Genomic DNA, 22,232 nt, shown 5'->3' with positions numbered 1-22,232 from the left:
GATGAATAAAAACCACAATCAAGCTTCACAAAAACCTGAGCTTGCACTCGGACTAGAGTGTCGCCAACTCAGTAAATCTTACCAACAAGGTCCTGTAACGACCCAAGTATTATCTAATCTAAATTTAGCAGTTAAAGCCGGAGAGTTAGTTGCAATTGTTGGTAGTTCCGGCTGTGGTAAAAGTACCTTTTTGCATTTAGCTGGCGCTTTAGATACCCCAAGTTCAGGCGAAGTTTTTATTAACGGTGTTAACATTCATCAGTTGTCTGAAAAGCAGCGAGCAAAATTTAGAAATCAACACATTGGCTTTATTTATCAGTTTCATCATTTAATGATGGAGTTTAGCGCCGAAGAGAATGTGGCAATGCCGTTGTTAATTCGAGGTGATAAACCAAAAGTTGCTAGGCAGCTTGCAAAAGAAATGCTTGAGCAGGTTGGTTTAGCACATCGTAGTCACCATAGACCGTCTGAGCTTTCAGGGGGCGAACGTCAGCGTGTTGCTATAGCCAGAGCGTTAGTGACAAAACCTTCACTTATACTGGCTGATGAGCCAACAGGAAATCTAGATTTTGATACGGCAGAACAAATTTATCAGTTGCTGCAAGCGTTAAACCGCACAGTAAATACGAGCTTTGTTATTGTAACTCATGACTTAACTTTGGCTGCCAAAATGGACCGCCAGTTAAGGTTAGATCATGGTCATTTAAAGCCGCTTGAAAATACCCAGAACACGAGCAGTAAAAAAGATGGAGATACTTAGGTGCGAAAACCATTAAGTGTTTTTATTGGCTTACGCTATGTGCGAAGTCGTCATAGCAAGGGGTTTTCTTCTTTTATTTCAGCTTCTTCAACAATAGGTATTGCTATTGGTGTAATGGTGTTGATTGTTGTGTTATCAGCAATGAATGGTTTTGAACGCGCTTTAGCGACGCATTTACTGTCTATTGTGCCTCACGCTGAAGTGTTGGCTGTAAATGAACCAATAAATAAATGGCCTAAAAATGTTACCTTGATTCAGCAAAATTCAAACGTTATTGCGGCTGCGCCTTTTATAAAAACACAGGGCATGATGCAAAAGTCAGCGGCGCTTAAAGGCGTCGAAATACGTGGTGTTGACGTTGAGTTAGAGCAGCAAGTTTCAGCTATATCCCGTTATATAATTGCCGGTAGTTGGCAAGATTTATCACTTGAAAATGGCGTGGTGATTGGCGCAGGTATTGCTCGTAAACTTGCAGTAGAAGTAGGTGATAAGGTTCAGTTACTATTACCTCCTGCAACGTTAAGTCATCAACAAACGAGTAAAAGTCAGCAATTTCCAGTACCAGTTACTCAGCAAGCGACCATTGTAGGGGTGTTTAAATTTGGCGGTACTATTGACGATACACAAGTCTTTATTAATTTGGCTAAAGCAGGTGAGTTACTGGGTTATAAAGCAGATGAAGTACAAGGGATACGTTTAAAAGTAGACGATGTTTTTGCCGCGCCAAGTATTATTCGACAGGTAGCATACAATTTTGATTTTTATGTTTATATGTTGGATTGGACACGCAGTCATGGTCATTTATTTAATGATATACAGCTCGTGCGTTTAGTGATGTTTATCGTTTTAGTTTTGGTGATTGCAGTAGCCAGTTTTAACATAGTGTCGACACTTATTATGGCTGTAAACGAGAAGAAATCTGATATCGCCATATTAAAAACCATGGGGGCAAAATCGAGCACCATTATGGCTAGCTTTATGTTCCAGGGGCTAATGAATGGCATTGTTGGCTGTGCGCTAGGTGCCGCTTTAGGGATTTTAATCTCGCTTAATCTAACCGACATTATCCGTGCGATAGAAACAACGTTATCTGTAGAGTTCTTATCGGCTGATGTATATTTTATTGATTTTTTACCGACATTACTGCGAGAGCAGGATGTAATTAATACGGTTGTTACCGCATTAGTGATGAGTTTACTCGCAACTATTTACCCGGCATGGCGGGCAACAAAGGTTGAGCCGGCTAAAGTGTTAGGGCAAGCTTAAAACTAAGCCGATATTATAAAAAATACACTTATAGCTTTTAAAGCAGAATTGATACTTTTAAAAAATCCGCTTTATAAAACAAAAAAATCAGACTTGTTGTCTGATTTTTTTTAGTCCATTTTCATCCGTTTACGAGATAATAATCGCTCGATATTAACGTCTACGTGCTTGACGCTTTTTCCACTCTTTGGCTACTGAATATCGCCAAATGGTATTTATTGAGATATAGCCTAAAATAGAAAATATAATGCCAAGTACCACACAACCTACGATAAAAGCTGGGCCAATAGTTGAAATGCTTTCTGCTAACCATTGCCAGCTTGCTTCAAAAGCAAATTGCCGAGTTGGTACACCAACAATCCATGTGCCAACGACGTAACAAAAATAAAAAATTGCAGGCATAGTCAAAGGGTTAGTGATCCAACAAAGCGCAATGGATAAAGGTAAGTTGGCATGTACTATAATGGCAACGCCTGCCGCTAATATCATTTGAAATGGAACTGGCATAAAGGCAAAAAATAACCCTACTGCAAATGCTTTACTAACGGAGTTACGGTTTAAATACCACAGGTTGGCATTATGCAGTAACGCACCGAAAATTTTTAAATGTTTGTTACTTTTGATTTTTTGATGATCAGGCATCAAACGTTGAATCAATTTTTTCGGCATAAATATACTTAACTTTATATGGTTAAATGGATATTAATCACTATGGAATGGTGGCTATTAACATTTTTTATCAGCGCTATTTTGTCATTATTCTTACCCTTAGTACCAGAGTTTTCTTTGTTACTGATAATATTGATGATGTCTTTAGCACTTCTTTTTACAGCCAAGTTTAGATTAATGGCTGGTTCTGCTATTGCAATAGTATGGATTTTACTTGCCGGTAGCCAATACAAACATACCTTAAGTCACAATAATATTGACCTTTTAACATTGCATAAACAAGCTCATCTGATCCAAGGTGAAGTACGTAACATTGTGCATATAAAGTCGGGCAATAGTCGCTTTAACTTTCTTATTAGCCATTGGGCAGGGCAACCAGTAACTACTCCCTTTTTGGTGCGCTTATCATGGAAAAATGCTGAAAAACCTTTGTTACAAGGTCAGCAGTGGCAATTGGCGGTAAAATTAAAACCTTCGCATGGGCTAGCAAACATAGGTGGGTTTAATTACCAAGTATGGCTAAGGCAACAACAAATAGTTGCTACGGGCTATGTTAGGGCAGATAAAAAACCTAAAGCTATGTTAATAAACATTAAGCGCAATGTTTTGCTTAATGAACAAGTGAGTTGGCGTCAAACCTTATACCTAAAGTTAATTATTGCTTTGGGAGATGAACCTCTTGGCGGGTTAATTTTAGCGTTAGGGTTTGGCGAGCGAGGTAAATTAACGACAGAGCACTGGCAAGTGTTATCAGCAACGGCAACACAGCATCTTATCGCTATCTCAGGTTTACATATTGGTATTGTCGCCATTGCAAGTTTGATGTTTATAAGATTACTTACTCGACTTTTACCGTTGAATTTACTTTTATCTAAACGCTGGCAGCTAAAATTGATGCAACAAAACTTTAGTTATCTTGCCGTGCTGTGTAGTTGTTTTATGGCATGGTATTACGCCTATTTAGCTGGATTTTCTATTCCGACCTTACGTGCACTGGTTATGTTGCTGTTGTTTTGGTCGCTTAAGGTTTTACATATTAGGCTCAATTTAATACGTTGGTTTTTACTCGCTATTGTCATTATTGTGTTGCTTTGGCCGTTAAGTTTAATTAGTGCCAGTTTTTGGCTTTCAGTTTCAGCATTAGTTATTATTTTTTCAACATTCGCACGCTTTTCAATACCTAAAGTGCCGTTAGAAGAAGTCTCCAATGTATTACTTGAAAAAGTACCAGAAAACCCGGTAAATAAAAAATGGCGGAAAATTAAAGCTCGAGCCTGTTTGTGGGTTAAAACGCTGCTTATTATGCAATTGGCGTTAACTATGGCTATGTTACCCATTGCCGGCACCTTAAGTTATCAACTGCCACTTGCGGCATTTTTTGCCAATATTATCGCTGTGCCTTTGATGAGTGTTAGTGTTATTCCTTTAACACTGCTGGCGGTGGTGGTATCACCATTTAGTAGTGTGTTGTCAGGCTTTATTGTTGATTTTGCATTGCTTTGTTTGTCGTTTGTCTGGCAGTGGTTGAGTTATTTAGCTGATGCAAAGTGGGCTATGGTTACTATTTCGTATCAGCAAATTAAATTATTGATGATGTTTTTTATTTTTATTGCACTAGCGTTATTTTTTCGTCTCAGTACAGGTAAGTTTATTGCTACTTTGGGCTTATTTGTAATCACCGTCTCTCTAGTATTATTTAAAAATAGCCAACAACAGACTTGGCAATTATCGGTACTAGACGTTGGACATGGGCTCGCCATTGTTATTGAGAAAAATAACCATGTTTATATTTATGATACTGGTGCGAGTTACCCGAGCGGTTTTAATATGGCCGATGCGGCGCTATTACCTTACTTAGCTCATCAGGGGCATCAATCGATTGATGGCGTTATTATTAGTCACAATGATAATGATCATGCGGGCAGTTTAGAGCAATTAAGAGCAAAAATGCGTATTGATCACGTTATAGCAAATGACAGTAAACTTAATCCTGATAGGTCTTGTTTGATGGGGCAACGTTTCAGTTGGCAGGGGTTAAGTTTTGAAATGTTAGCGCCTATAAAGCCTGATGGCGATAAAAATGACGATTCATGTGTGGTTGTTGTTAGTGATGGTGTACATAGTGTTTTATTACCCGGTGACATTTCGGTAAAGCAAGAAAGGCGGTTATTAAATATAAAGAGCATACGTAAAAGCCTGAACAGTGATTTATTAATTGTTCCCCATCATGGCTCTAAGTCATCGTCGAGTCGCCAATTTTTAACTGCTGTTTCACCTAGTTATGCGGTATTTAGTGCGGGCTACTTGAACCGTTGGCATATGCCAACAGACGAAATAACCAAGCGCTATAATAGGTTTAATATACAAACCTTTAATACTGCTGAGGTCGGCATGGTCACTTTTAAATTTAGTCCAGATAAAGCGAATAAAACTAACGATGAGAAACATATTGAAGTGTTGAGTTATCGTGAGAACATGCGCCCATACTGGTTTGTAAATTAGGTAGGTGGGCAATAGTTTTACCGTAATTATTAGGTTTTTATCACCGATGAAAGTTTATCGGTTGGTTGATTGGTAAAATAGCGTTAAAATACTCAGATAATTTAATATCTATAATTAAAGTAATCCCTTAGGGATGATATTTTTTGATAACGTATTGAGAGTATGAATGTCGACAAAACCCCAACAATTGACTACAGAAGATACCACGCGAAAAAACTTTAAGCGCCTTTTGGGTTACGCCAAAATTTACAAAGCGGCTGCTGTTGTATCTATTCTAGGCATGCTTGGTTATGCCGCTATCGACAGTTTTGTTTTTTCACAGCTTCAGCCCCTTATCGATAAAGGCTTAGACGGCCAAGATCCTGAATTTATGAAGTGGGCACCCTTTGTCATTGTTATAATGTTCATTCTTCGCGGTATTTGTCACTTTGCGGGTAATTATACTTTGGCTTGGTTGGGTAATAATGTTGTTGCTAATATTCGCCAAGAGCTATTTGAACATGTTATGTCAATGCCGGTTGCTTACCATGATAAAGAATCAACAGGGAGTTTGATCTCAAAATTAACCTTTGATACAGAGCAAGTGCTTAGTGCGGTTTCTAAAGCTTTACTGACCTTGGTTCAGCAAGGGGCTTTTGTGTTAGGTTTGCTTATTGTTATGTTTTATAACAGTTGGCAGTTAGCGTCGATTTTTTTACTGATCACGCCTGTTATTGCCGGCATAGTCACAGTGGTTTCTGGTCGTTTTCGCAAAATAAGTAAAGGTATTCAAAATGCCATGGGCGAAGTTACCACGGCGGCAGAGCAAACTTTTAATGGCCATAAAGTGGTATTAACCTTTGATGGCCAAGAGCGAGAGTTTGCTCGCTTTTCTAAAATTAATAGACAAAATCGTCAACAACGTATGAAAATGGTAGCAACTCAAGCAGCTAGTGTTCCGGTTATTCAAATTATAGCGTCGTTTGCTTTAGCATTTGTTTTGTATGTTGCTAATTTAGACTCGATGCGAGCTGACATTTCTGCCGGTGTATTTATGACAATATTAATGTGCATGGTTACGCTGCTTCGACCTCTTAAGCTACTGACAACGGTTAATAGCGAATTTCAAAAAGGTATGGCCGCTTGTGTCAGTATTTTTGGTGTACTCGATCAAAAAACAGAACATGACACCGGCACGTTATCAATTGAACGAGCAAAAGGCACACTGGCGTTCGAACACGTCAATTTCTTTTATAACGATGGCGAAGAAAAACAAGCACTAACCGATTTAAGTTTTACGGCAAATGTGGGCGAAACGGTTGCTCTAGTTGGGCGTTCTGGTAGTGGTAAATCTACAGCTAGTTCGTTATTGTTACGATTTTATAATGCAACATCAGGCAAGGTGTTAATTGATGGGCAAGATATTAAAGACTACAAATTAAAAGACTTACGTAAGCAGTTTGCTTATGTTTCTCAACAAGTTGTGCTGTTTAATGACTCTATTGCCAATAATATTGCTTACGGAAAACCTGAAGCAACCCGTGAAGAAATAGAAGATGCTGCCCGTAAAGCGCATGTTATGGAGTTTGTAGAAGCGTTACCTGAAGGGTTAGAGACTAATATTGGTGACAATGGCGCTATGTTATCGGGTGGACAACGTCAACGCGTGGCTATAGCGCGAGCTTTATTATGTGATGCACCATTTTTAATTCTAGATGAAGCAACCAGCGCACTTGATACTGAATCTGAACGCCATATTCAAGACGCCTTAAGCATACTGCAAAAAAATCGTACCTGTATCGTTATTGCCCATCGCTTATCCACCATAGAAAGTGCTGATAAAATTATTGTTATGGAGCAAGGGAAAATTAAAGAGCAGGGCGACCATCAAACATTATTAGCGTTAAACGGTGCTTATGCTCAACTACATAAATTTCAATTTGGTGATTAACACGTTATGTATTACTTGAATGGTTGCGGCAAATAATAATGCGATTAATTGAAAAAGTATGGTTTCAAGGGCATGTGGCTAAATGGCTATTCGTGCCGCTATTGTTTCCATTAACGGTTATGTTCGCCATCATCAGTTTTTTGCGCCGAATAGCGTACCAAGTTGGACTACTAAAGCGTATTAAGATTTCAGTTCCTATTGTGGTGGTTGGCAATATTGGTATTGGCGGTAATGGGAAAACACCTACCACGTTATATTTGGTTGAAAAGCTTACTGAACAAGGGTTAAAGGTTGGGGTGGTTAGTCGTGGTTATGGTTCAAAAGCACCGCACTACCCTTATCAAGTTAGTCATGAAAGTAATGCAGAACAGGCTGGCGATGAACCTTTATTAATCTTTAAGCGAACGGGTGTTCCTGTGGTGATTGGCGCTGATAGAGTGCAAGCATGTCAGCGCTTGGTTGATTTAGGCTGCGAATTAATTATTGCAGACGATGGTTTGCAGCATTATCGCTTAGCAAGAGATTTCGAATTTGTTGTAGTTGATGGCAAACGCTTGTTTGGCAACGGCTTATTATTACCAGCTGGACCATTGCGCGAAACAACTTCACGAATAAATAGTGCTAACTGTGTGATTGTAAATGGCGAGAGTTCATGGCCGGGTAACAGCAGTAAACTTTCGATACCTGTATTAACGATGCAGTTAAAAGCTAAGCAAGTTATTAATGTTAAAAGTGGTGTGGTAATTGAGCTAGAAACTTTTTTAACCACACAATTAACCCGTGCTAAAAACATTAATGCTTTAGCAGGTATTGGCGACCCTCAGCGGTTTTTTAATACCCTTGAGCAACTCGGGTTTAACTTAGTTTCGGCTAAGGGCTTTATTGATCATCAAGCTTTTACTGCCGATGATTTACAGGTGTTTTCTCAAGATATACCGTTATTAATGACAGAAAAAGATGCGGTTAAATGTGCTGGGTTTGCTCAAGATAATTTTTGGTATTTGCCTGTAGATGCAGACTTCTCAACTAATAGCGATAACGAATTAATTTCAAACGTTATTAATAATATTGTAAGGCTTGTTCCAAAAAGCATATAGGCTATTGCGAATGTTAAAAATAAAGCTTTTGCATAACAATAAATAAAATTGAGCTTAAATTAAACGTATGAATGCTATGCAGTAGCTATTCGTATTAATTATGAGCTTTAATCAACATTAACACCTGATAACTATTTATTAGGTAATAAGAGACTTAAGAGAGAGAATAATGGCATTTGATACTAAATTAATGGAAATCCTAGCGTGCCCAGTTTGTAAAGGAAAGTTAGATTACAACAAAGAGCAACAAGCGTTAATTTGTAAGTTTGACCGTTTATCTTATGCAATAGAAAAAGATATTCCCGTGTTACTTGAAAGTGAAGCGCGTCGCATTAGCGCGGATGACGTTTAACTTTTTACTAAAATTAGAAATGCCATGCTGAGTTAATTTATGCTGAGCTATGTTGTATAAAAAAATATAAGTCTAAAGAGGTTTTTATGTCATTTGTGGTAGTGATCCCTGCAAGGTTTGAATCGTCACGTTTACCGGGTAAGGTACTTGCTGATATAGCTGGCAAGCCGATGATCCAATGGGTTGTGGAAAAGGCCTTAGCGAGTGGCGCAGAGCAAGTTATTGTGGCAACAGATAACGATGAAGTTGCTCGTGTGGTTAAAAGTTTTGGCGGTGAAGTATGTAAAACCCGTGCTGATCATCAGTCGGGCACCGAGCGCTTAGCAGAAGTGATGCAAACTTATCAGTTTTCAGATCAGCAAGTTATTGTCAATGTGCAAGGGGATGAGCCATTTATTCCAGTTGAAAATATTGCTCAAGTTGCAGAAAACTTATCAAATCAAAGCCAAGCTAGAATGGCAACGTTAGCGATGAAAATTGATAATGTCGAAGAAGCACTTAATCCTAATGCGGTTAAAGTATTATGCGATAAAAATGGTTATGCCTTGTATTTTAGCCGTGCAACTATACCGTACGACCGTGAACGCTTTCTCAATAATGATAATATAAATGCCATTGGTGACTACTATCTTCGCCATATTGGTATATATGCTTATCGTGCTGGTTTTATTAAAGATTATGTTCAGTGGCCAGCAAGCCAACTAGAGCAAGTTGAATCTTTAGAGCAACTGCGAGTACTTTGGCAGGGTGAAAAAATTCACGTTGCGGTTGCTAATACTCGTTTGGAAGTGGAAGGTGTAGACACACCAGAAGACTTAGAGAAAGCACGTGCTTACGCCAAAGCGTTATAGCATTGAAAACAATGATGAAGAGGCAATAAGCCTCTTTTTTATTATATCTTTGAAATGTTAAACCCAAGTTGTATGTTTCAGCAATTTACTATGTAGATATAAATTGTAATTTATCGTTTAGTTAGATGTACCTATAAGGTTTTTAGTTTAATGGCACTTAGCAAGAAAAAAGCGCGCTGGTTGATGGCAAGAAAAGGCTTTTTTGACATGTTACCCCTCAACTTAGCTGTATTGCCTTGGGGAATTCTGTGTGGCTCTTTAGCTGTTCAACGTGATTTTTCGGCGCTCGAAGCTATCCTCATGCCCTTGATTGTGTTTGCTGGCTCAGCACAGCTTGTTGCGATTGAATTAATCGCCAATAACGCCTCGCTTGCGACTATTTTATTTACTACTTTTATTATTAGCTCGCGACACTTTCTATATGGCCTAGCGCTGAGGGATAAACTGAAAGTTTTACCAAGCAAGTGGCGTTATGGACTTGGTTTTTTATTGACCGATGAGTTGTTTGCGTTGTCGAGTCATAGTAAGTCGTTTGTTGGGCAATTAAGGTTAATTTATGCTGTAGTGGCTGGCGGAAGTTTCTATGTATTTTGGCTGCTATGGAATGTAGCAGGGGTTATTGCTGGCAGTTACCTGCCTGATTTAACGCATTTGGGCTTAGATTTTGCCATTGCGGTGACTTTTATTGCCCTAGTTATACCAACAATTATTAATTTGCCTATTTTGGTAACAGTAATAGTGGCTGCTATTTTGTCTGTTGTATTTAAGTTAATGGCATTTGAATTAGATTTAGTTGCAGCGGCATTAATTGCCATGTATTGCGGTTACCTTACCGACAGATTTCAGCATAAACATAAAAATACAAACAAAACTGACGATAAGAATGGCCTTGACGAAAAGCTTAACGTTAGCGGTAGTGACAATATAAACAGTAAACCCAATTCAGCTTCATCTATTGAGGAAAATGTATGACATTACTGACCATTTTTTTGATGGCGCTGATCACGTTTACTACCCGTTATCTCTTCATTCATCCACGTTTACCTGTGCGCCTAGGCGCAAAAATGGCAAAACTATTAAGTTTTAGCGCGCCCGCGGTATTAACGGCTATTTGGGTGCCTATTATTTTTGTTCAACAGGGCGAGTTAAGTGTTTCGTTACAAAACCCTTATTTAATTTCAGCGACCTTGGCAGTATTAACCGCAGCCAAAACTAAAAGCATTTATTTCACCATGTTTATTGGTTTAATTACCTTTGTTTTAAGTCGATATTTGTTAAGCGTTTAGCTTATTATTCGTTTACGTCTAACCATTGAACTGTGCTTTTAGGATACATTACGCCGTTATCTGAGAATTTTCTCGCCTTAAATGTTTAAACACATTTAATACCAATTGATATAAACAATCGATCATTCTAAAGCGGTTTAAATATCCAGTATCTACGTTGCTTTCAATCCCAATAGCCTGCTATTGCTCGACAATATGCTCCTGCATTGCTCTAATGACTTACATCCATGTAAGAATCAATCAAGCGCCTTGCTACTGAAAATTTATCCTCGTTTAAAATTGATCGATTCATTAAGTCAATTGGTATAAGACGAGCAATACCGTACTTGAAAAATGTCTGTTTCCAAGGTTGTCTTATTTATAGTTGCAAATTTTGCTTAGCTGTAACAGGGTTAGCATACATAGTTAATAACCAATGTTGTTGTGCTGTACTAAGGTTTTCCATACGCTTATTTAAAAGCTTTAATACAGTATCGTTGATCGATAAATTATTGAGTTTAGCGTGCGCTACTAGGTTAGAGTCGTATAATTTATAGTGGCTTATAATCTCTTTGTCTATTGCGGCTGCAATGGCTTTGCTGTCGCAATAGTCGCCTTGAATTGGCTGGCAAAACTCTATGTGTACGCGACCTTTTTGCCCAACTAAACCTTGCGTAATGCTCCTTAAGTCTTCACCTGCTTTCTTCTGATAACTGCCTGTTGCTTCTTTTTCAGCAAGCTCAATAGCTTTGTCAGTATCGCAGGGGTCAAATTCATAGGAAATCGACACCGGAACTATATTAATTTCAGCAAGATAGTCTGCTATGGGGGTTTGTTTATCTTTATTAAGCAACAACATCGAAATTAATGCAGAGTTAGTTTTGTCTATACCGTCTTTAGCACGACCTTCACGTTGTGCAATCCAAATATTTTGTTTGCGGTTTGCTACGGTATCGTGAATATAAGCCGAAAGTTGTTTTGACGCGGTTAGCATTGCACGTTTAGTCTTTTCACTGCGTTTAACAATAAAGCTTTTGTTAATCCGCATAAGATTGGCTACCCAAGGCTGGTCTAATAAATTATCACCTACAGCAGCTTCAACTGTGCTGATACCACTTTTATAGAGCGCTAAATTTACTAAAGCAACATCTAAAACAATATCACGATGATTACTAATGAAAAGTGCAGGCTTAGTATTGTCAAAATTATCCATACCGCTAAAGCTAAAACCAGCTGTACTGCTTTTGATAAGATGATGGAGGTATTTAGCTACCTCGATTTGAATTTGCTCAATATTGTGAAACTTTTGCACGCGAATTTTTAAAGACCATTTAACGATAGTGCAAGCAAGCGAAGGAAGAACTTGATATAAGCGCGGCATTTTAAGACTAGCAATTGAAGCTTGTAAGCCTTTTTCATTGATTAATTTTTCGATTACGTCAACTACCTCATCATCACGATAAGGGCGAATATCATCAAACATTCAAAATTCTCTTCTTTGGTCGAAAATAAATAATTTATAAGCAATTATTATAACCGAATCATCTTAAAAAATGTGCATTTTGTTTAATAGATTAGCTTTAATAAAAATATTAAGTTAATCGAAAATAAGCAAATAGTGATGTTGTTTGAACTGATTAAATACTAATGTTTATAAAGCTCATAGCGAAGTTTCATTGTTAAGTTTTATTTTACAAATTGCTTTTTGAAATTATTTATCGAAAAAATAAATACTAATTAACTTGCGTTTTTAACCTTTTGACCCAAGTATTATTATTGAGTAGACAATAAAAGGAAAAAATATGAAAATAAATCTTTCTGGTCACCATGTTGAAGTTTCAGATTCAATTAAAGAACATATCAACGAAAAGTTTTCAAAAATAGCGACACACTTCCCAACCTTAATTTCACTCGATGTTATTTTATCGCACGAACATAACCAACATAGTGTAGAGTTGCGAACAACTTATGAAGGTGGTCGTATTTCCGCCTCAGCAAGCGACAATGTCATGTATCCTGCCATTGCAGCAGCAGCGAAAAAATTAGACGCAGCATTAAAACACCGTAAGGGTTTGTTAAAAGCTAATTTGCATAGTAAGCCTGAAAGTACCGCACCAGAGATTGCTCACGAAAAAGTACAAGAAATGAGCTTAAATTAACCGTTCGATATTAGTAACTTATTCTAGGAGGCAATTGCCTCCTTTTTTTATGCTCAGAAATGCTAACCTTATACTGCTAAGTTTCACTTAGTTTGGCATCACAATAAAATAGCCTTACTATATTTATTAAAAGATACAAAAAGAGGGTATATGCTAGAAATTTCCAACAATGTCATGCTTGCTGATTGGGAAATTGAGCTAACAGGCATACGAGCTACAGGAAACGGTGGGCAAAGAGTTAATAAAGTTGAAACTGCAATACATTTACGTTTTGACATTAAGCGCTCTACATTACCTGCTATATACAAAGATAGATTGTTAAAGTTCTCAGACAGTCGTATTTCAAGTGACGGTGTTATCATTATTAAAGCACAATCTTTTCGCACGCAATCTATGAATAAAGATGATGCATTAAAACGTTTAAAAGCGTTAATAAATACGGCCATGATAGTGAAAAAAACCAGACGAGCTACCAAGCCAACCAAAGGCTCAAACCTCAGACGTTTGGATTCTAAAAAGAAGAACAGTTCCAATAAGTTACTACGTGCAAAAGTCGATCATTAAAGCGTGTGTTAGCCATATATCGTGAGTAATATGAATTTGAATACATTCAAAAGTAGCATTTGTTGAATAACAATAAGCATTAGGAAGTAATATGGACAATGAGTTAACGTTTTGTAAAATGCCGCTTGATAGAGCATCAACGTTAAGAAAAAATCAGTCTTGGTTGGAGCAAAAACTAGCAGCAACTGAAAGTTGTTTCTATTTTTATTGGCGCGGCAAGTACCTTTATCTTGAAGAACGTCTATTGGTTTATAGCAAAGCATCAACACCAGATTTAACGCTTGATAGTTCAAATTCGTCAATATTTAATCAAGCAATTAGTGATAATCGGGTTACCTTTTTAGGAACAGAGCAAGATGCAGCATATTTTGTGTGTGATCTTTCATTTTTGACTGATGTTGAGATGAAGCAATGGTTGGATAAACTTGCTATACAAAGGCTAAAGTTTATTGATTTTAGAAGTTCGCTAACACTATTAAGCCAACACCAAGGCGCTATATTAAGTTATGCAAAAGCGTTAATACATTGGCAAAAAAGTGCTTCATTTTGCGGGCATTGCGGTGAAAAAACCGAGCTTATGGATGGTGGTCACCGTTTAGTTTGTCAAAACACTCGCTGTCAAAAAGAGCATTTTCCTCGTACTGATCCTGCAGTAATTATGTTGGTGGAGCATCAACCAAAATCAGGGCCTGCAGTTTGTTTATTAGCTGAGCATCATAGAATACCCGAAAAAGTTTTCTCTACACTCGCAGGCTTTGTTGACCCAGGCGAGTCTTTACAAGAAGCAGTCGCTAGAGAGGTGTTCGAAGAAGCAGGTGTTAAAACCACAGATATTGAGTTTATTGACTCGCAACCTTGGCCTTTTCCACACTCTTTAATGATAGGTTTTATTGCTAGAGCACAAAATACAGAGCTATGCCTTGAAGAGGAAGAGCTTCGCAGCGCGGACTGGTTTACTGCGCAAGAACTTGTTAACTTTGGTGAATGGGGAGATGAGAGCGACGGACCTAAATTACCAAGAAAAGAGTCAATATCAAGGTTGTTAATCGACTTATGGTGTCAAAAGCAATTAAGTCAATCATCAGGCTAATAGTCAGTAAACTAAAACCTAGTTGCTGTTAATATGGCAACTAGATTTTATTATTACTCGCTATTTAAAGCGTCTTTTTAAGGTAATTAAGCCAGCAAAAATTAAACTGAACCAAGTCATTGAGCCGCCACCACTACTTGACGTTGTTGGCTCTGAAGGCTCTGATACTGGTGGCGTAGTGTTTAATGAGGTGTTCCTAACACCAGCTAAGCTTGCTGCCGTGTTAACTGTTGCATCTACTATGATTACGGTTTCTATGGTCACAAAGTTTTCAACGCCGGGTACAAAGCTACTATCAGAGCATTGTGTGGCGTTATATCCAGGCATTGGGACATCGCTACAACGAAATATATCTGAAATATTATCGATATTTTCTAACCCTTCAATTACTTCACCGAAAACAGTAAAACCGCCATTTTGTGTATCTAATTCAGCAATGCCGCCACTATTATCAGATAAATTAACAAACCATTGGCTAGTAGCACTATTTTCGTTGTTGGCCACTTTAGCCATCGCAATAGTACCACGTACATTGGAAAAAACAGGCTCGTTAATAATACTGCTATCTGTAGCTATTGGGGTTAACGGGAACTCTCCAGTAAACTCAAATCCGCCTGCTTGCATGACAAAGTCAGGTACAACACGATGAACAACGGTATTGTTGTAATCACCATCATTAATATATTTTAAAAAATTAGCGACTGTTTCTGGTGTTGTTTCATCGTGAAGGTTAACCTTGAAGTTACCTTGGGAAGTCGTGAATTCAACAACGGTAGCAAAGCTTGAGGTGCTAGCAAAAATTAATGCAGCAATTGATAGTTTCGAAAGTTTTGAGCGATTCATTGGTTAATTACTTATAGCTATTTTTAGTAAGAAGTGCCTGAATAGTAATGGGCTTTAATGACAACAGCAAGAAGCTTTAATACCAATTGAAATAAATAATCGCTCATTTTAAGGCGGTTTAAATCGTCAATAACTGCGTTGTTTTCAATTCCAATAGCTCGCTATTACTCGACAATATGCTTAGATATTAACTAAATGGATTTCAAAAATCGTTCAGCTCTGGGTAATAAATAGTTTTCGTAATCCAGAGAAAAAACCACAGTACTTGATCTACCTATAATTTCTGCTCTTGGAATAAGTCCTATGGCACGAGAGTCGGCACTGTTATCTCGATTGTCGCCCATAACTAAATAATATCCCTCAGGAATAGTTACCGGTTTAAAGCTTTCTAATGGGTAAGGGGTATTGTGCCCGGGCATTACTGAAGTTCTAATTAAATGGCGATTACCCGCGATACTTTCTTCGCTTAAAGTAAAATTAGCATTTTCTGTAATGAGCTGGTAATTCGCTGTATCTTGGTTAATGAATAACTGGTTTTTATGCATGGAAACTGTATCACCTGGTACACCAATAACACGCTTAACTAAACGTTTATCTGCCACTTTTGACTCAAAAATAACAATGTCATTCGGTAAAGGATCAGAGAACTTTATCAATGAATACTGACTAAACGGCAGCTTTAAATCGTAAGCCATCTTATTAATTAAAATTCGGTCACCTTCGACAATAGTTGGTTTCATAGAGCCGGTAGGAACATCATTCCAGTCAGCGACGGCACTGCGAAAAACTAGCATTAAGCTAACAAAAAGCAATAATGATGCGTTTGCTTTAAATACTCGAGTGATACTCTTTTTTATGTTGTTTTTCATGCAAGCCTCTGAAGTAATAGGTAATATGCTAAATAAAATAAATAGCAGAATTAAAATACAATTAAAAAAATAACGACTTAGTTTTTGACCAAGTCGTTATTTTAAAGTTCCTTCATTCAAAGGCGCTAAAGACAGTTAAATGTAATTATTTATGTCTGACGTTTTATACGTTATTTATCTATTCACCCATTCACCTTTTACACTTTGCTTATTCATTGTTTTCGTCTGAATATCCCCAAGGCGCTGGCGGTGGAGTTACGGGGGCTGTTAAATCAAAGTCGACACGAAATTCTCTTCCTTGACGAATTAATCGGTAGGTAAATTTGTCTGCGTAGATAAACATTTGCCAAGTATTTCCCGCTGATTGTGGGATCCCTGAACTAACAAATAGCTCTTTTGAGTATTGATCGGCAGGAAAAGACTGTGCTTGTGACCAACCGGCATCTAAGGTATGACCTCCATACATAGTGCTTTCATCATGGCTGCCGTCACGGTGACGGTGATCATGCTTTAAAGATAACCCTGACCCTGTTTTAGTAATAATCCAAGTACGCGAGGCATCGTCACCAACGTGAAAGGGGATTTCGAGTTTTTCATCTGAGCACTTTCTAACATGCATAATCAAATCTTTATTGGCAAAGCTGTCACCAGGTGCGTTATCAATAGTTACTTGACCTTGAAAGGCTTTGTCACAGAGCGCTTTAATGCTGTTAAAAAAATCATCATGTGTTTCGATAGACACTAATGGTGCGTCAGATGCCATAGCAGCATTGCTAAAGCAGAAAATACTGCCTGAAAGTATGAGGGCTAATATGCTTTTTTTAGTTTTCATTTTATATACCTAAATTGACTTATTTTTAAAAGCTTCATAGCGATGCTATCAGATAATACGCTAATAGATAATTGAAAAGGCTAAGTAAGGTGTTATTCAATGCTCAGTTATTAAAAATTACCTTGTAGTATTATCATTGGCAGCGCAAAATTGCGAAAAATACCGTGGTGAATATAGAGTAATGTTGAAATGAAATTAAAAGCAGAGCAAGTTGTTATTGGTTTAACCGACCCTAAAAGCCCATCAAATGTTGGTGCAGTAATGCGTGCTGCTGGTTGTTACCAAGCCAATGAAGTTCGTTATACAGGTGTTAGATATGCCCGTGCAGCAAAGTTTCATACCGACACAAAAGATGCGCTTAGAAAAATTCCGTTAAACGCCGTTGAATCCTTAATCACTGATTTACCTGAAGATCAGCGTGTTATTTGTGTAGATTTGGTTGAAGGGGCAATACCTTTACCTGAGTTTGAACATCCAGAAAATGCACTTTACATCTTTGGTCCAGAAGATGGCACCATAGCGCAGAATGTTATTGATGCTGCAGATGCCGTAGTTTATGTCCCTACCATAGGTTGCATGAATTTAGCCGCGAGCGTAAATGTATTACTATACGACCGGTTAGCAAAGTCGAAGCATATAGTTGCTAATAACGAACTCATTAAACGTAGTCGAGATACCAATAATAAAGTATTCGTGAAAGTCTAAAAACTTGTAGCTAGAAGCGCTAATTATTAAGTTAAAAATATTATTTATCAGTATTTGATACTTTTATATTAAACGGGTTGACTATTGTTAGAAACTAGATACAATACCTGCAGCTAGAAAGTAAGACCTATATTTATGTACAAAGTTTCGCAGTTATATTAGTAAGTAGCTCGTCCTGTTTAATAAGTAATAGCAACACTCTCTGCAACATCGCCTTATTTTTGAGGCATCAATTACGAATAAATAGGATAATAAAATGTCTAATACAACTACTGGTACAGTAAAATGGTTCAACGAGTCTAAAGGCTTCGGTTTCATCGAGCAAGAGTCTGGTCCAGACGTTTTCGCACATTTCTCTGCAATCTCTGGCGACGGTTTCAAAACTCTTGCTGAAGGCCAAAAAGTACAGTTTACTGTTACTCAAGGTCAAAAAGGTCCTCAAGCTGAGAACATCGTAGCACTTTAATTAATATTTCTTAGCTGGTTATACTAGCTAAAATATTAACAGTGTTAAAAAAAGGGGAGACATTAGTCTGCCCTTTTTTGTGTCTGTAATAAATTGATTAATTAGTTGTTCATTGTTATACCAAATGTAATAAGTTATTGACGATTTAAACCGCCTTAAAATGATCGATTATTTATTTCAATTGGTATTAATGGTTAAAATGAATAAGTACGGCGTTATAAAGTTTATAAATGTGCCTAGCTACTGACTAAGCTTTAGGTCTTGTAATTATCTCTTTTTAATGATGAAAAAGTAGAATACTTAATTAATAAAATTGGCATAACTTGTATGTCTGTAACTGAACAATACCAACAACTCATTGAACTTAACAAGCTTAAGCCCGATAACGAGCAATACAAAGCAGCACTCGCTTTAGATGATCTTTCTAGAAAATTAATGTGTGCACAAAAGCCAAAACCAATCCTTTTCAAAATAAATAACTTATTCACTAAACATGAGCCCATTCAAGGATTATATTTTCATGGACGAGTAGGTCGTGGCAAAACCATGCTAATGGATTTATTTTATCAACAGCTGAAAATAAAACGGAAGAGACGTATTCATTTTCACCATTTTATGGAGAATGTGCACCAACAGTTAAAAGACTTTAGTGGTAAAGATAATCCGTTAATGTTGATAGCAAAGCTATGGTCTACACAAGTTGATATACTTTGTTTCGATGAATTCTTTGTAAATGATATTGGTGATGCCATGCTATTAGCGGGTTTACTTAAAACCATGTTATCAAACGGTATTACTTTAGTGGCAACGTCAAACTGTCCACCAAAAGAACTCTATAAAAATGGCTTACAACGTGAAAGGTTTTTACCAACAATTGATGTAATTAATCATTACTGCCAAGTTATTTCAATTGATGGACCTACGGATCATCGGTTATTAATTTCAGAAACTCAACAATATAAATATCGTGATTACTCTATTGGTAACGACATTGAGCATAACTTTTTAGTCGATTATTTTAATAAATTATCTCTAGGGAATATTCGTTGTAACGATTATATAGTCATTAATAATAGAAATATTAACTTTAGATCTCGTAGTGATAACACAATTTGGTTCGATTTTATGGCGCTCTGCTCTGGGCCTAGAAGCCAAAGAGACTACATTAAACTAGCGGATAATTTTAAAAATGTACTGGTAAGTAATGTCCCTCAATTTAATGGTAAATTAATTCCGGCGGTATTTTCGGGTGTTGAAGATGGCTATCAACGAAGTGGTGTTGTTATGGGACAATTAAGAGGTTTAGACGATGAAGCTCGTCGCTTTATAGCACTTGTTGATGAATTTTACGATCGAGGTATTCGCTTAATTATAACCGCAGATGTTGATATCGCTGAACTTTATCAAGGTACACAACTGAATTTCGAGTTTGCCCGTTGCATGTCACGTCTTTTTGAAATGCAGCGATTATCTTATTCTTAAGTAAAGTTACCCCCGAAATCATACGACTTGTTAAACTCACCATAAAGTTAATAATTTCACTAAATTATAGTTAATTACATTTATCCTAAAAATAACTTTTATTTCTTACCTATTGATAATTATATGTTTTTAATTTTGGCATCCGTTTTGTAAATAGAATACTAACTAGCGATTTCAAAAGTCTTAAGTCGCTTTAGAAAGATTTAATTTATAAGGAAGATTAAAATGAAAACATTGATTGCTACAGCACTAATAATGACCAGCACATTAACTTATGCCCACGATAATTCTTTTTCTAGTGATTCATGCGATGTTGAGTTAAATGGAGGCATTAATATCAGTGCAAATGAAATTGTATTCTCTAAAAATAAATCACCTCTTTATACCATAACAAACAACAACACTTTATTGATTAAGGGGGAAGAAATTGCTTTAACAACTCAACAAAAATCAATGTTAAACGATTACTCTAGTCATATTAGAGATGTTGTGCCTGAAGTTAAAAATATTGCCTTAGATGCGATAGACTTAGCAATTGATGGCGTTAATTTAGCGTTTAATGAATTATTAGGTAAAGGTAACAATGTAAGCGCTGATCTAACCACGCAATTAACTTACATACGAACTGAAGTAGAAGCGGAATTCGGTAATCAAAATAACTTTTATATCGATGAAGATGGCTTTTCTGGCAAAGACTTTTTTGGTGAAGATTTTGAACAAAGAATTGAATCAGCGGTAGAGAGTACGATTAAAAATTCTTTAGGGACCGTTATGATTGCGGTAGGCCAAGAGTTATTATTTTCTGGCGGTGACATGGATGCCTTCGAAGCTAAAATGGAAAATTTTGGCGAGCGTATAGGTAATGAAATGGAGAATCGTAGTACAGACATAGAAAAACGTGGTGAAGCTTTATGTCAGTCAATTATTGTTATCGATGAAATGGAAGCGCAATTAAGAAATAGTATTGATGAGATATCTGACTACGACTTTATTACAGCGAGTACAAGCAAGCATAACAATTCGATCTAAATCATTGTACTCAAAAGATTAATATCTCATAGTTTTACTCACTTTAAAGCGTAACCTAACTTAGGTTGCGCTTTTTTATTGCCAACGCATTAGGTGCACGTTAAAGTAGCGCCCTCAATCGCTCTGACAAATATTTTATGCACGCTGTACAGCAACTTCATCAATATCGTAAAAGCTTAAGTACCACTACCTATAAATCAAGAGGTCAGCGCGTTATACGCTGCGAACTTTGTCGTTTAGCCGTACCTTTTTGTATTTGCGAGTTAGCACCTAAAGTGAACTCTGATGCTGGATTTTTGATGCTAATGTACGACACTGAAGTATTAAAACCGAGTAATACCGGTAAATTAATTGCAGATTTAATTCCTGACAGTTTTGCTTTTCTTTGGTCGAGAACCGAAGTCAACCCTGAGATTATTGCCTTAATAAATGATCCTATGTGGCAACCGATGATCGTATTTCCTAAAGCCTATGCGGGTGAAAATCGCGAAATATTTGATAATAAAATAACTCTGAGCTCAGGAAAAAGACCATTATTTATCATGCTAGATGGCAGTTGGCGAGAAGCTAAAAAAATGTTTCGACGTAGTCCATATTTGCAAGATTTGCCTGTTGTGTCATTTACGCCAAAAACACCATCAGATTCAGCTGAATTGAGCTCTCGCTACCAAATACGTTTGGCGGCAAATAATACTGAATTAGCCACGGCTGAAGTTGCTGCGCAGGTATTGTCATTAATGGGTGAGCAAACCAATGCCGACTTGCTTGATTTGTGGTTCGATGTTTTTAGCTATCAATACCAACGCGGTGTATGCCAAGTAAATAAAGCAAACCCAAATGCGGTTGCCGATTACACTAAGTTTGCTGACCTAAATAACATTAAATTGGCAAAAGATATTTAGCGCTAAATTATCACGATAAATAGGTTTGCTCTAAAAGCTTACTTTAAATGCATGAAAACACTGCAGCTTAAGCAAAACTATTTTATAATAACGAACAATATAGAAACGAGGTTAATTTATGAAGATATGTGGTGTTGAATTAAAAGGTAACGATGCAATTATTTGTATTATGTCGCGGGAAAATGGGTTGTACGACATACCAAAAACGCGCGTACAAAAAATTAGTCTTGTTGATGCTGGCGACGCTGAGCAAGTGCAGTACTTTCAATTTGCTTTTGCTAAACTGATGGAAGACTACAAAGTTGATAAAGTGGTTATCAGAGGTCGTGCCTTAAAAGGAAAGTTCTCAGGTGGGCCGGTTGGCTTTAAATTAGAAGCAGCTATTCAGCTAATTAAAGATTTACCGGTAGAAATTTTAGCGGGTACTTTTATTAAAAAAGCATTAACTCGTAGCCAAGTGGATATTGATTTTCGTGATACGGGTTTAAAGCAATATCAAGAAAGTGCATTTGAAACGGTATTTGCTTTTTTTGAAGGCAGTATGTATTTGCAGTAATGATTTTGATAAGCGCTTATTAAAAATAACATTGTATTAAGTT

General features: G+C 37.1%; 23 protein-coding genes. 18 read left to right on the top strand and 5 right to left on the bottom strand.

The window, feature by feature from the left end; translation table 11 throughout:
- Window position 1: 1 nt before the first annotated feature.
- Both lolD and lolE read left to right on the top strand, forming a co-directional pair.
- On the top strand, window positions 2–760 hold the full coding sequence (gene lolD, locus AC27H3_RS12340; protein ID WP_487106754.1) for a lipoprotein-releasing ABC transporter ATP-binding protein LolD: 759 nt from the start codon (window positions 2–4) through the stop codon (window positions 758–760).
- A complete protein-coding gene (gene lolE / locus AC27H3_RS12335; protein WP_487106616.1) occupies window positions 761–2,026 on the top strand; it encodes a lipoprotein-releasing ABC transporter permease subunit LolE in 1,266 nt (421 codons plus the stop codon).
- 153 nt (window positions 2,027–2,179) lie between these two features.
- Here the strand turns inward: lolE and AC27H3_RS12330 are convergent, their stop codons facing one another.
- Window positions 2,180–2,695: a DUF2062 domain-containing protein gene (locus tag AC27H3_RS12330; protein WP_487106614.1), complete on the bottom strand. Its 516-nt coding sequence runs from the start codon at window positions 2,693–2,695 to the stop codon at window positions 2,180–2,182.
- 42 nt (window positions 2,696–2,737) lie between these two features.
- Here AC27H3_RS12330 and AC27H3_RS12325 point away from each other — a divergent pair, with 42 nt between their 5' ends.
- From AC27H3_RS12325 to AC27H3_RS12295, 7 genes are all read left to right on the top strand, one after another.
- Entirely contained in the window at window positions 2,738–5,197 is a 2,460-nt protein-coding gene (locus AC27H3_RS12325; RefSeq protein WP_487106612.1) for a DNA internalization-related competence protein ComEC/Rec2, read from the top strand.
- Window positions 5,198–5,363: 166 nt separating this feature from the next.
- The gene (msbA, locus tag AC27H3_RS12320; protein ID WP_487106610.1) at window positions 5,364–7,127 is read left to right on the top strand and encodes a lipid A export permease/ATP-binding protein MsbA; all 1,764 of its coding nucleotides are present in this window, start codon (window positions 5,364–5,366) and stop codon (window positions 7,125–7,127) included.
- Between the two features lie 38 nt (window positions 7,128–7,165).
- Window positions 7,166–8,224: a tetraacyldisaccharide 4'-kinase gene (gene lpxK, locus AC27H3_RS12315; protein ID WP_487106609.1), complete on the top strand. Its 1,059-nt coding sequence runs from the start codon at window positions 7,166–7,168 to the stop codon at window positions 8,222–8,224.
- Window positions 8,225–8,393: 169 nt separating this feature from the next.
- The gene (locus tag AC27H3_RS12310) at window positions 8,394–8,576 is read left to right on the top strand and encodes a Trm112 family protein (RefSeq protein ID WP_487106607.1); all 183 of its coding nucleotides are present in this window, start codon (window positions 8,394–8,396) and stop codon (window positions 8,574–8,576) included.
- A gap of 86 nt (window positions 8,577–8,662) precedes the next feature.
- Window positions 8,663–9,427: a 3-deoxy-manno-octulosonate cytidylyltransferase gene (gene kdsB / locus AC27H3_RS12305; RefSeq protein WP_487106606.1), complete on the top strand. Its 765-nt coding sequence runs from the start codon at window positions 8,663–8,665 to the stop codon at window positions 9,425–9,427.
- A gap of 150 nt (window positions 9,428–9,577) precedes the next feature.
- Entirely contained in the window at window positions 9,578–10,399 is an 822-nt protein-coding gene (locus AC27H3_RS12300) for an AzlC family ABC transporter permease (protein WP_487106605.1), read from the top strand.
- Window positions 10,396–10,713, top strand: a complete 318-nt coding sequence (locus tag AC27H3_RS12295) for an AzlD domain-containing protein (RefSeq protein ID WP_487106604.1) — start codon at window positions 10,396–10,398, stop codon at window positions 10,711–10,713. Before AC27H3_RS12300 ends, AC27H3_RS12295 begins: the two co-directional genes overlap by 4 nt.
- A gap of 358 nt (window positions 10,714–11,071) precedes the next feature.
- On the opposite strand, the gene AC27H3_RS12290 is transcribed toward AC27H3_RS12295, so the two are convergent.
- The gene (locus tag AC27H3_RS12290; protein ID WP_487106603.1) at window positions 11,072–12,175 is read right to left on the bottom strand and encodes a 1-acyl-sn-glycerol-3-phosphate acyltransferase; all 1,104 of its coding nucleotides are present in this window, start codon (window positions 12,173–12,175) and stop codon (window positions 11,072–11,074) included.
- 319 nt (window positions 12,176–12,494) lie between these two features.
- On the opposite strand from AC27H3_RS12290, the gene hpf reads away from it, so the two are divergent.
- The 3 genes from hpf to nudC all read left to right on the top strand — a co-directional run bounded on the left by hpf (window position 12,495) and on the right by nudC (window position 14,505).
- On the top strand, window positions 12,495–12,851 hold the full coding sequence (gene hpf / locus AC27H3_RS12285) for a ribosome hibernation-promoting factor, HPF/YfiA family (protein ID WP_487106602.1): 357 nt from the start codon (window positions 12,495–12,497) through the stop codon (window positions 12,849–12,851).
- 150 nt (window positions 12,852–13,001) lie between these two features.
- A complete protein-coding gene (gene arfB / locus AC27H3_RS12280; protein ID WP_487106600.1) occupies window positions 13,002–13,415 on the top strand; it encodes an alternative ribosome rescue aminoacyl-tRNA hydrolase ArfB in 414 nt (137 codons plus the stop codon).
- A 91-nt stretch (window positions 13,416–13,506) separates the two neighbouring features.
- Window positions 13,507–14,505, top strand: coding sequence for an NAD(+) diphosphatase (nudC, locus tag AC27H3_RS12275; RefSeq protein WP_487106598.1), 999 nt, complete (start codon window positions 13,507–13,509; stop codon window positions 14,503–14,505).
- A gap of 60 nt (window positions 14,506–14,565) precedes the next feature.
- Here nudC and AC27H3_RS12270 read toward each other — a convergent pair whose 3' ends face one another.
- The 3 genes from AC27H3_RS12270 to AC27H3_RS12260 form a co-directional block, all read right to left on the bottom strand.
- Window positions 14,566–15,348 carry a peptidylprolyl isomerase gene (locus AC27H3_RS12270; protein ID WP_487106596.1) on the bottom strand — a complete coding sequence of 261 codons (783 nt, stop codon included), beginning with the start codon at window positions 15,346–15,348 and terminating at the stop codon, window positions 14,566–14,568.
- 191 nt (window positions 15,349–15,539) lie between these two features.
- A complete protein-coding gene (lepB, locus tag AC27H3_RS12265) occupies window positions 15,540–16,205 on the bottom strand; it encodes a signal peptidase I (RefSeq protein WP_487106753.1) in 666 nt (221 codons plus the stop codon).
- Window positions 16,206–16,425: 220 nt separating this feature from the next.
- Complete coding sequence (locus AC27H3_RS12260) at window positions 16,426–16,980, bottom strand: hypothetical protein (RefSeq protein ID WP_487106752.1); 555 nt, start codon at window positions 16,978–16,980, stop codon at window positions 16,426–16,428.
- Between the two features lie 258 nt (window positions 16,981–17,238).
- Between AC27H3_RS12260 and AC27H3_RS12255 the strand changes: the two genes are divergently transcribed.
- The 6 genes from AC27H3_RS12255 to AC27H3_RS12230 all read left to right on the top strand — a co-directional run bounded on the left by AC27H3_RS12255 (window position 17,239) and on the right by AC27H3_RS12230 (window position 22,189).
- Window positions 17,239–17,754, top strand: coding sequence for an RNA methyltransferase (locus AC27H3_RS12255; protein ID WP_487106594.1), 516 nt, complete (start codon window positions 17,239–17,241; stop codon window positions 17,752–17,754).
- Window positions 17,755–18,010: 256 nt separating this feature from the next.
- Window positions 18,011–18,220, top strand: a complete 210-nt coding sequence (locus AC27H3_RS12250) for a cold-shock protein (RefSeq protein ID WP_077287100.1) — start codon at window positions 18,011–18,013, stop codon at window positions 18,218–18,220.
- A 327-nt stretch (window positions 18,221–18,547) separates the two neighbouring features.
- Entirely contained in the window at window positions 18,548–19,702 is a 1,155-nt protein-coding gene (gene zapE, locus AC27H3_RS12245) for a cell division protein ZapE (RefSeq protein ID WP_487106591.1), read from the top strand.
- A 225-nt stretch (window positions 19,703–19,927) separates the two neighbouring features.
- A complete protein-coding gene (locus tag AC27H3_RS12240; RefSeq protein ID WP_487106589.1) occupies window positions 19,928–20,731 on the top strand; it encodes a DUF2884 family protein in 804 nt (267 codons plus the stop codon).
- A gap of 137 nt (window positions 20,732–20,868) precedes the next feature.
- On the top strand, window positions 20,869–21,633 hold the full coding sequence (locus AC27H3_RS12235; RefSeq protein WP_487106587.1) for a tRNA-uridine aminocarboxypropyltransferase: 765 nt from the start codon (window positions 20,869–20,871) through the stop codon (window positions 21,631–21,633).
- A gap of 118 nt (window positions 21,634–21,751) precedes the next feature.
- Window positions 21,752–22,189 (top strand): DUF3010 family protein, encoded by a 438-nt coding sequence (locus AC27H3_RS12230; RefSeq protein ID WP_487106585.1) that lies wholly within the window; start codon window positions 21,752–21,754, stop codon window positions 22,187–22,189.
- The last annotated feature ends 43 nt before the right edge of the window (window positions 22,190–22,232 follow it).

It is taken from the genome of Colwellia sp. NW0002-52-1 (assembly GCF_057550865.1).
This window is presented reverse-complemented; position numbering and strand designations above follow the sequence as displayed.

Excerpts from the sequence above, each read along its gene's own strand:
- hpf (WP_487106602.1), top strand. The coding sequence starts at position 12,495 with ATGAAAATAAATCTTTCTGGTCACCATGTTGAAGTTTCAGATTCAATT.
- AC27H3_RS12295 (WP_487106604.1), top strand. The coding sequence starts at position 10,396 with ATGACATTACTGACCATTTTTTTGATGGCGCTGATCACGTTTACTACC.
- msbA (WP_487106610.1), top strand. The coding sequence starts at position 5,364 with ATGTCGACAAAACCCCAACAATTGACTACAGAAGATACCACGCGAAAA.
- AC27H3_RS12300 (WP_487106605.1), top strand. The coding sequence starts at position 9,578 with ATGGCACTTAGCAAGAAAAAAGCGCGCTGGTTGATGGCAAGAAAAGGC.
- AC27H3_RS12260 (WP_487106752.1), bottom strand. The coding sequence starts at position 16,980 with ATGGCATCTGACGCACCATTAGTGTCTATCGAAACACATGATGATTTT.
- AC27H3_RS12250 (WP_077287100.1), top strand. The coding sequence starts at position 18,011 with ATGTCTAATACAACTACTGGTACAGTAAAATGGTTCAACGAGTCTAAA.
- AC27H3_RS12325 (WP_487106612.1), top strand. The coding sequence starts at position 2,738 with ATGGAATGGTGGCTATTAACATTTTTTATCAGCGCTATTTTGTCATTA.
- AC27H3_RS12235 (WP_487106587.1), top strand. The coding sequence starts at position 20,869 with ATGCACGCTGTACAGCAACTTCATCAATATCGTAAAAGCTTAAGTACC.
- nudC (WP_487106598.1), top strand. The coding sequence starts at position 13,507 with ATGGACAATGAGTTAACGTTTTGTAAAATGCCGCTTGATAGAGCATCA.
- kdsB (WP_487106606.1), top strand. The coding sequence starts at position 8,663 with ATGTCATTTGTGGTAGTGATCCCTGCAAGGTTTGAATCGTCACGTTTA.
- arfB (WP_487106600.1), top strand. The coding sequence starts at position 13,002 with ATGCTAGAAATTTCCAACAATGTCATGCTTGCTGATTGGGAAATTGAG.
- lpxK (WP_487106609.1), top strand. The coding sequence starts at position 7,166 with ATGCGATTAATTGAAAAAGTATGGTTTCAAGGGCATGTGGCTAAATGG.
- lolD (WP_487106754.1), top strand. The coding sequence starts at position 2 with ATGAATAAAAACCACAATCAAGCTTCACAAAAACCTGAGCTTGCACTC.
- AC27H3_RS12330 (WP_487106614.1), bottom strand. The coding sequence starts at position 2,695 with ATGCCGAAAAAATTGATTCAACGTTTGATGCCTGATCATCAAAAAATC.
- AC27H3_RS12230 (WP_487106585.1), top strand. The coding sequence starts at position 21,752 with ATGAAGATATGTGGTGTTGAATTAAAAGGTAACGATGCAATTATTTGT.
- AC27H3_RS12255 (WP_487106594.1), top strand. The coding sequence starts at position 17,239 with ATGAAATTAAAAGCAGAGCAAGTTGTTATTGGTTTAACCGACCCTAAA.
- zapE (WP_487106591.1), top strand. The coding sequence starts at position 18,548 with ATGTCTGTAACTGAACAATACCAACAACTCATTGAACTTAACAAGCTT.
- AC27H3_RS12290 (WP_487106603.1), bottom strand. The coding sequence starts at position 12,175 with ATGTTTGATGATATTCGCCCTTATCGTGATGATGAGGTAGTTGACGTA.
- AC27H3_RS12270 (WP_487106596.1), bottom strand. The coding sequence starts at position 15,348 with ATGAATCGCTCAAAACTTTCGAAACTATCAATTGCTGCATTAATTTTT.
- AC27H3_RS12310 (WP_487106607.1), top strand. The coding sequence starts at position 8,394 with ATGGCATTTGATACTAAATTAATGGAAATCCTAGCGTGCCCAGTTTGT.
- AC27H3_RS12240 (WP_487106589.1), top strand. The coding sequence starts at position 19,928 with ATGAAAACATTGATTGCTACAGCACTAATAATGACCAGCACATTAACT.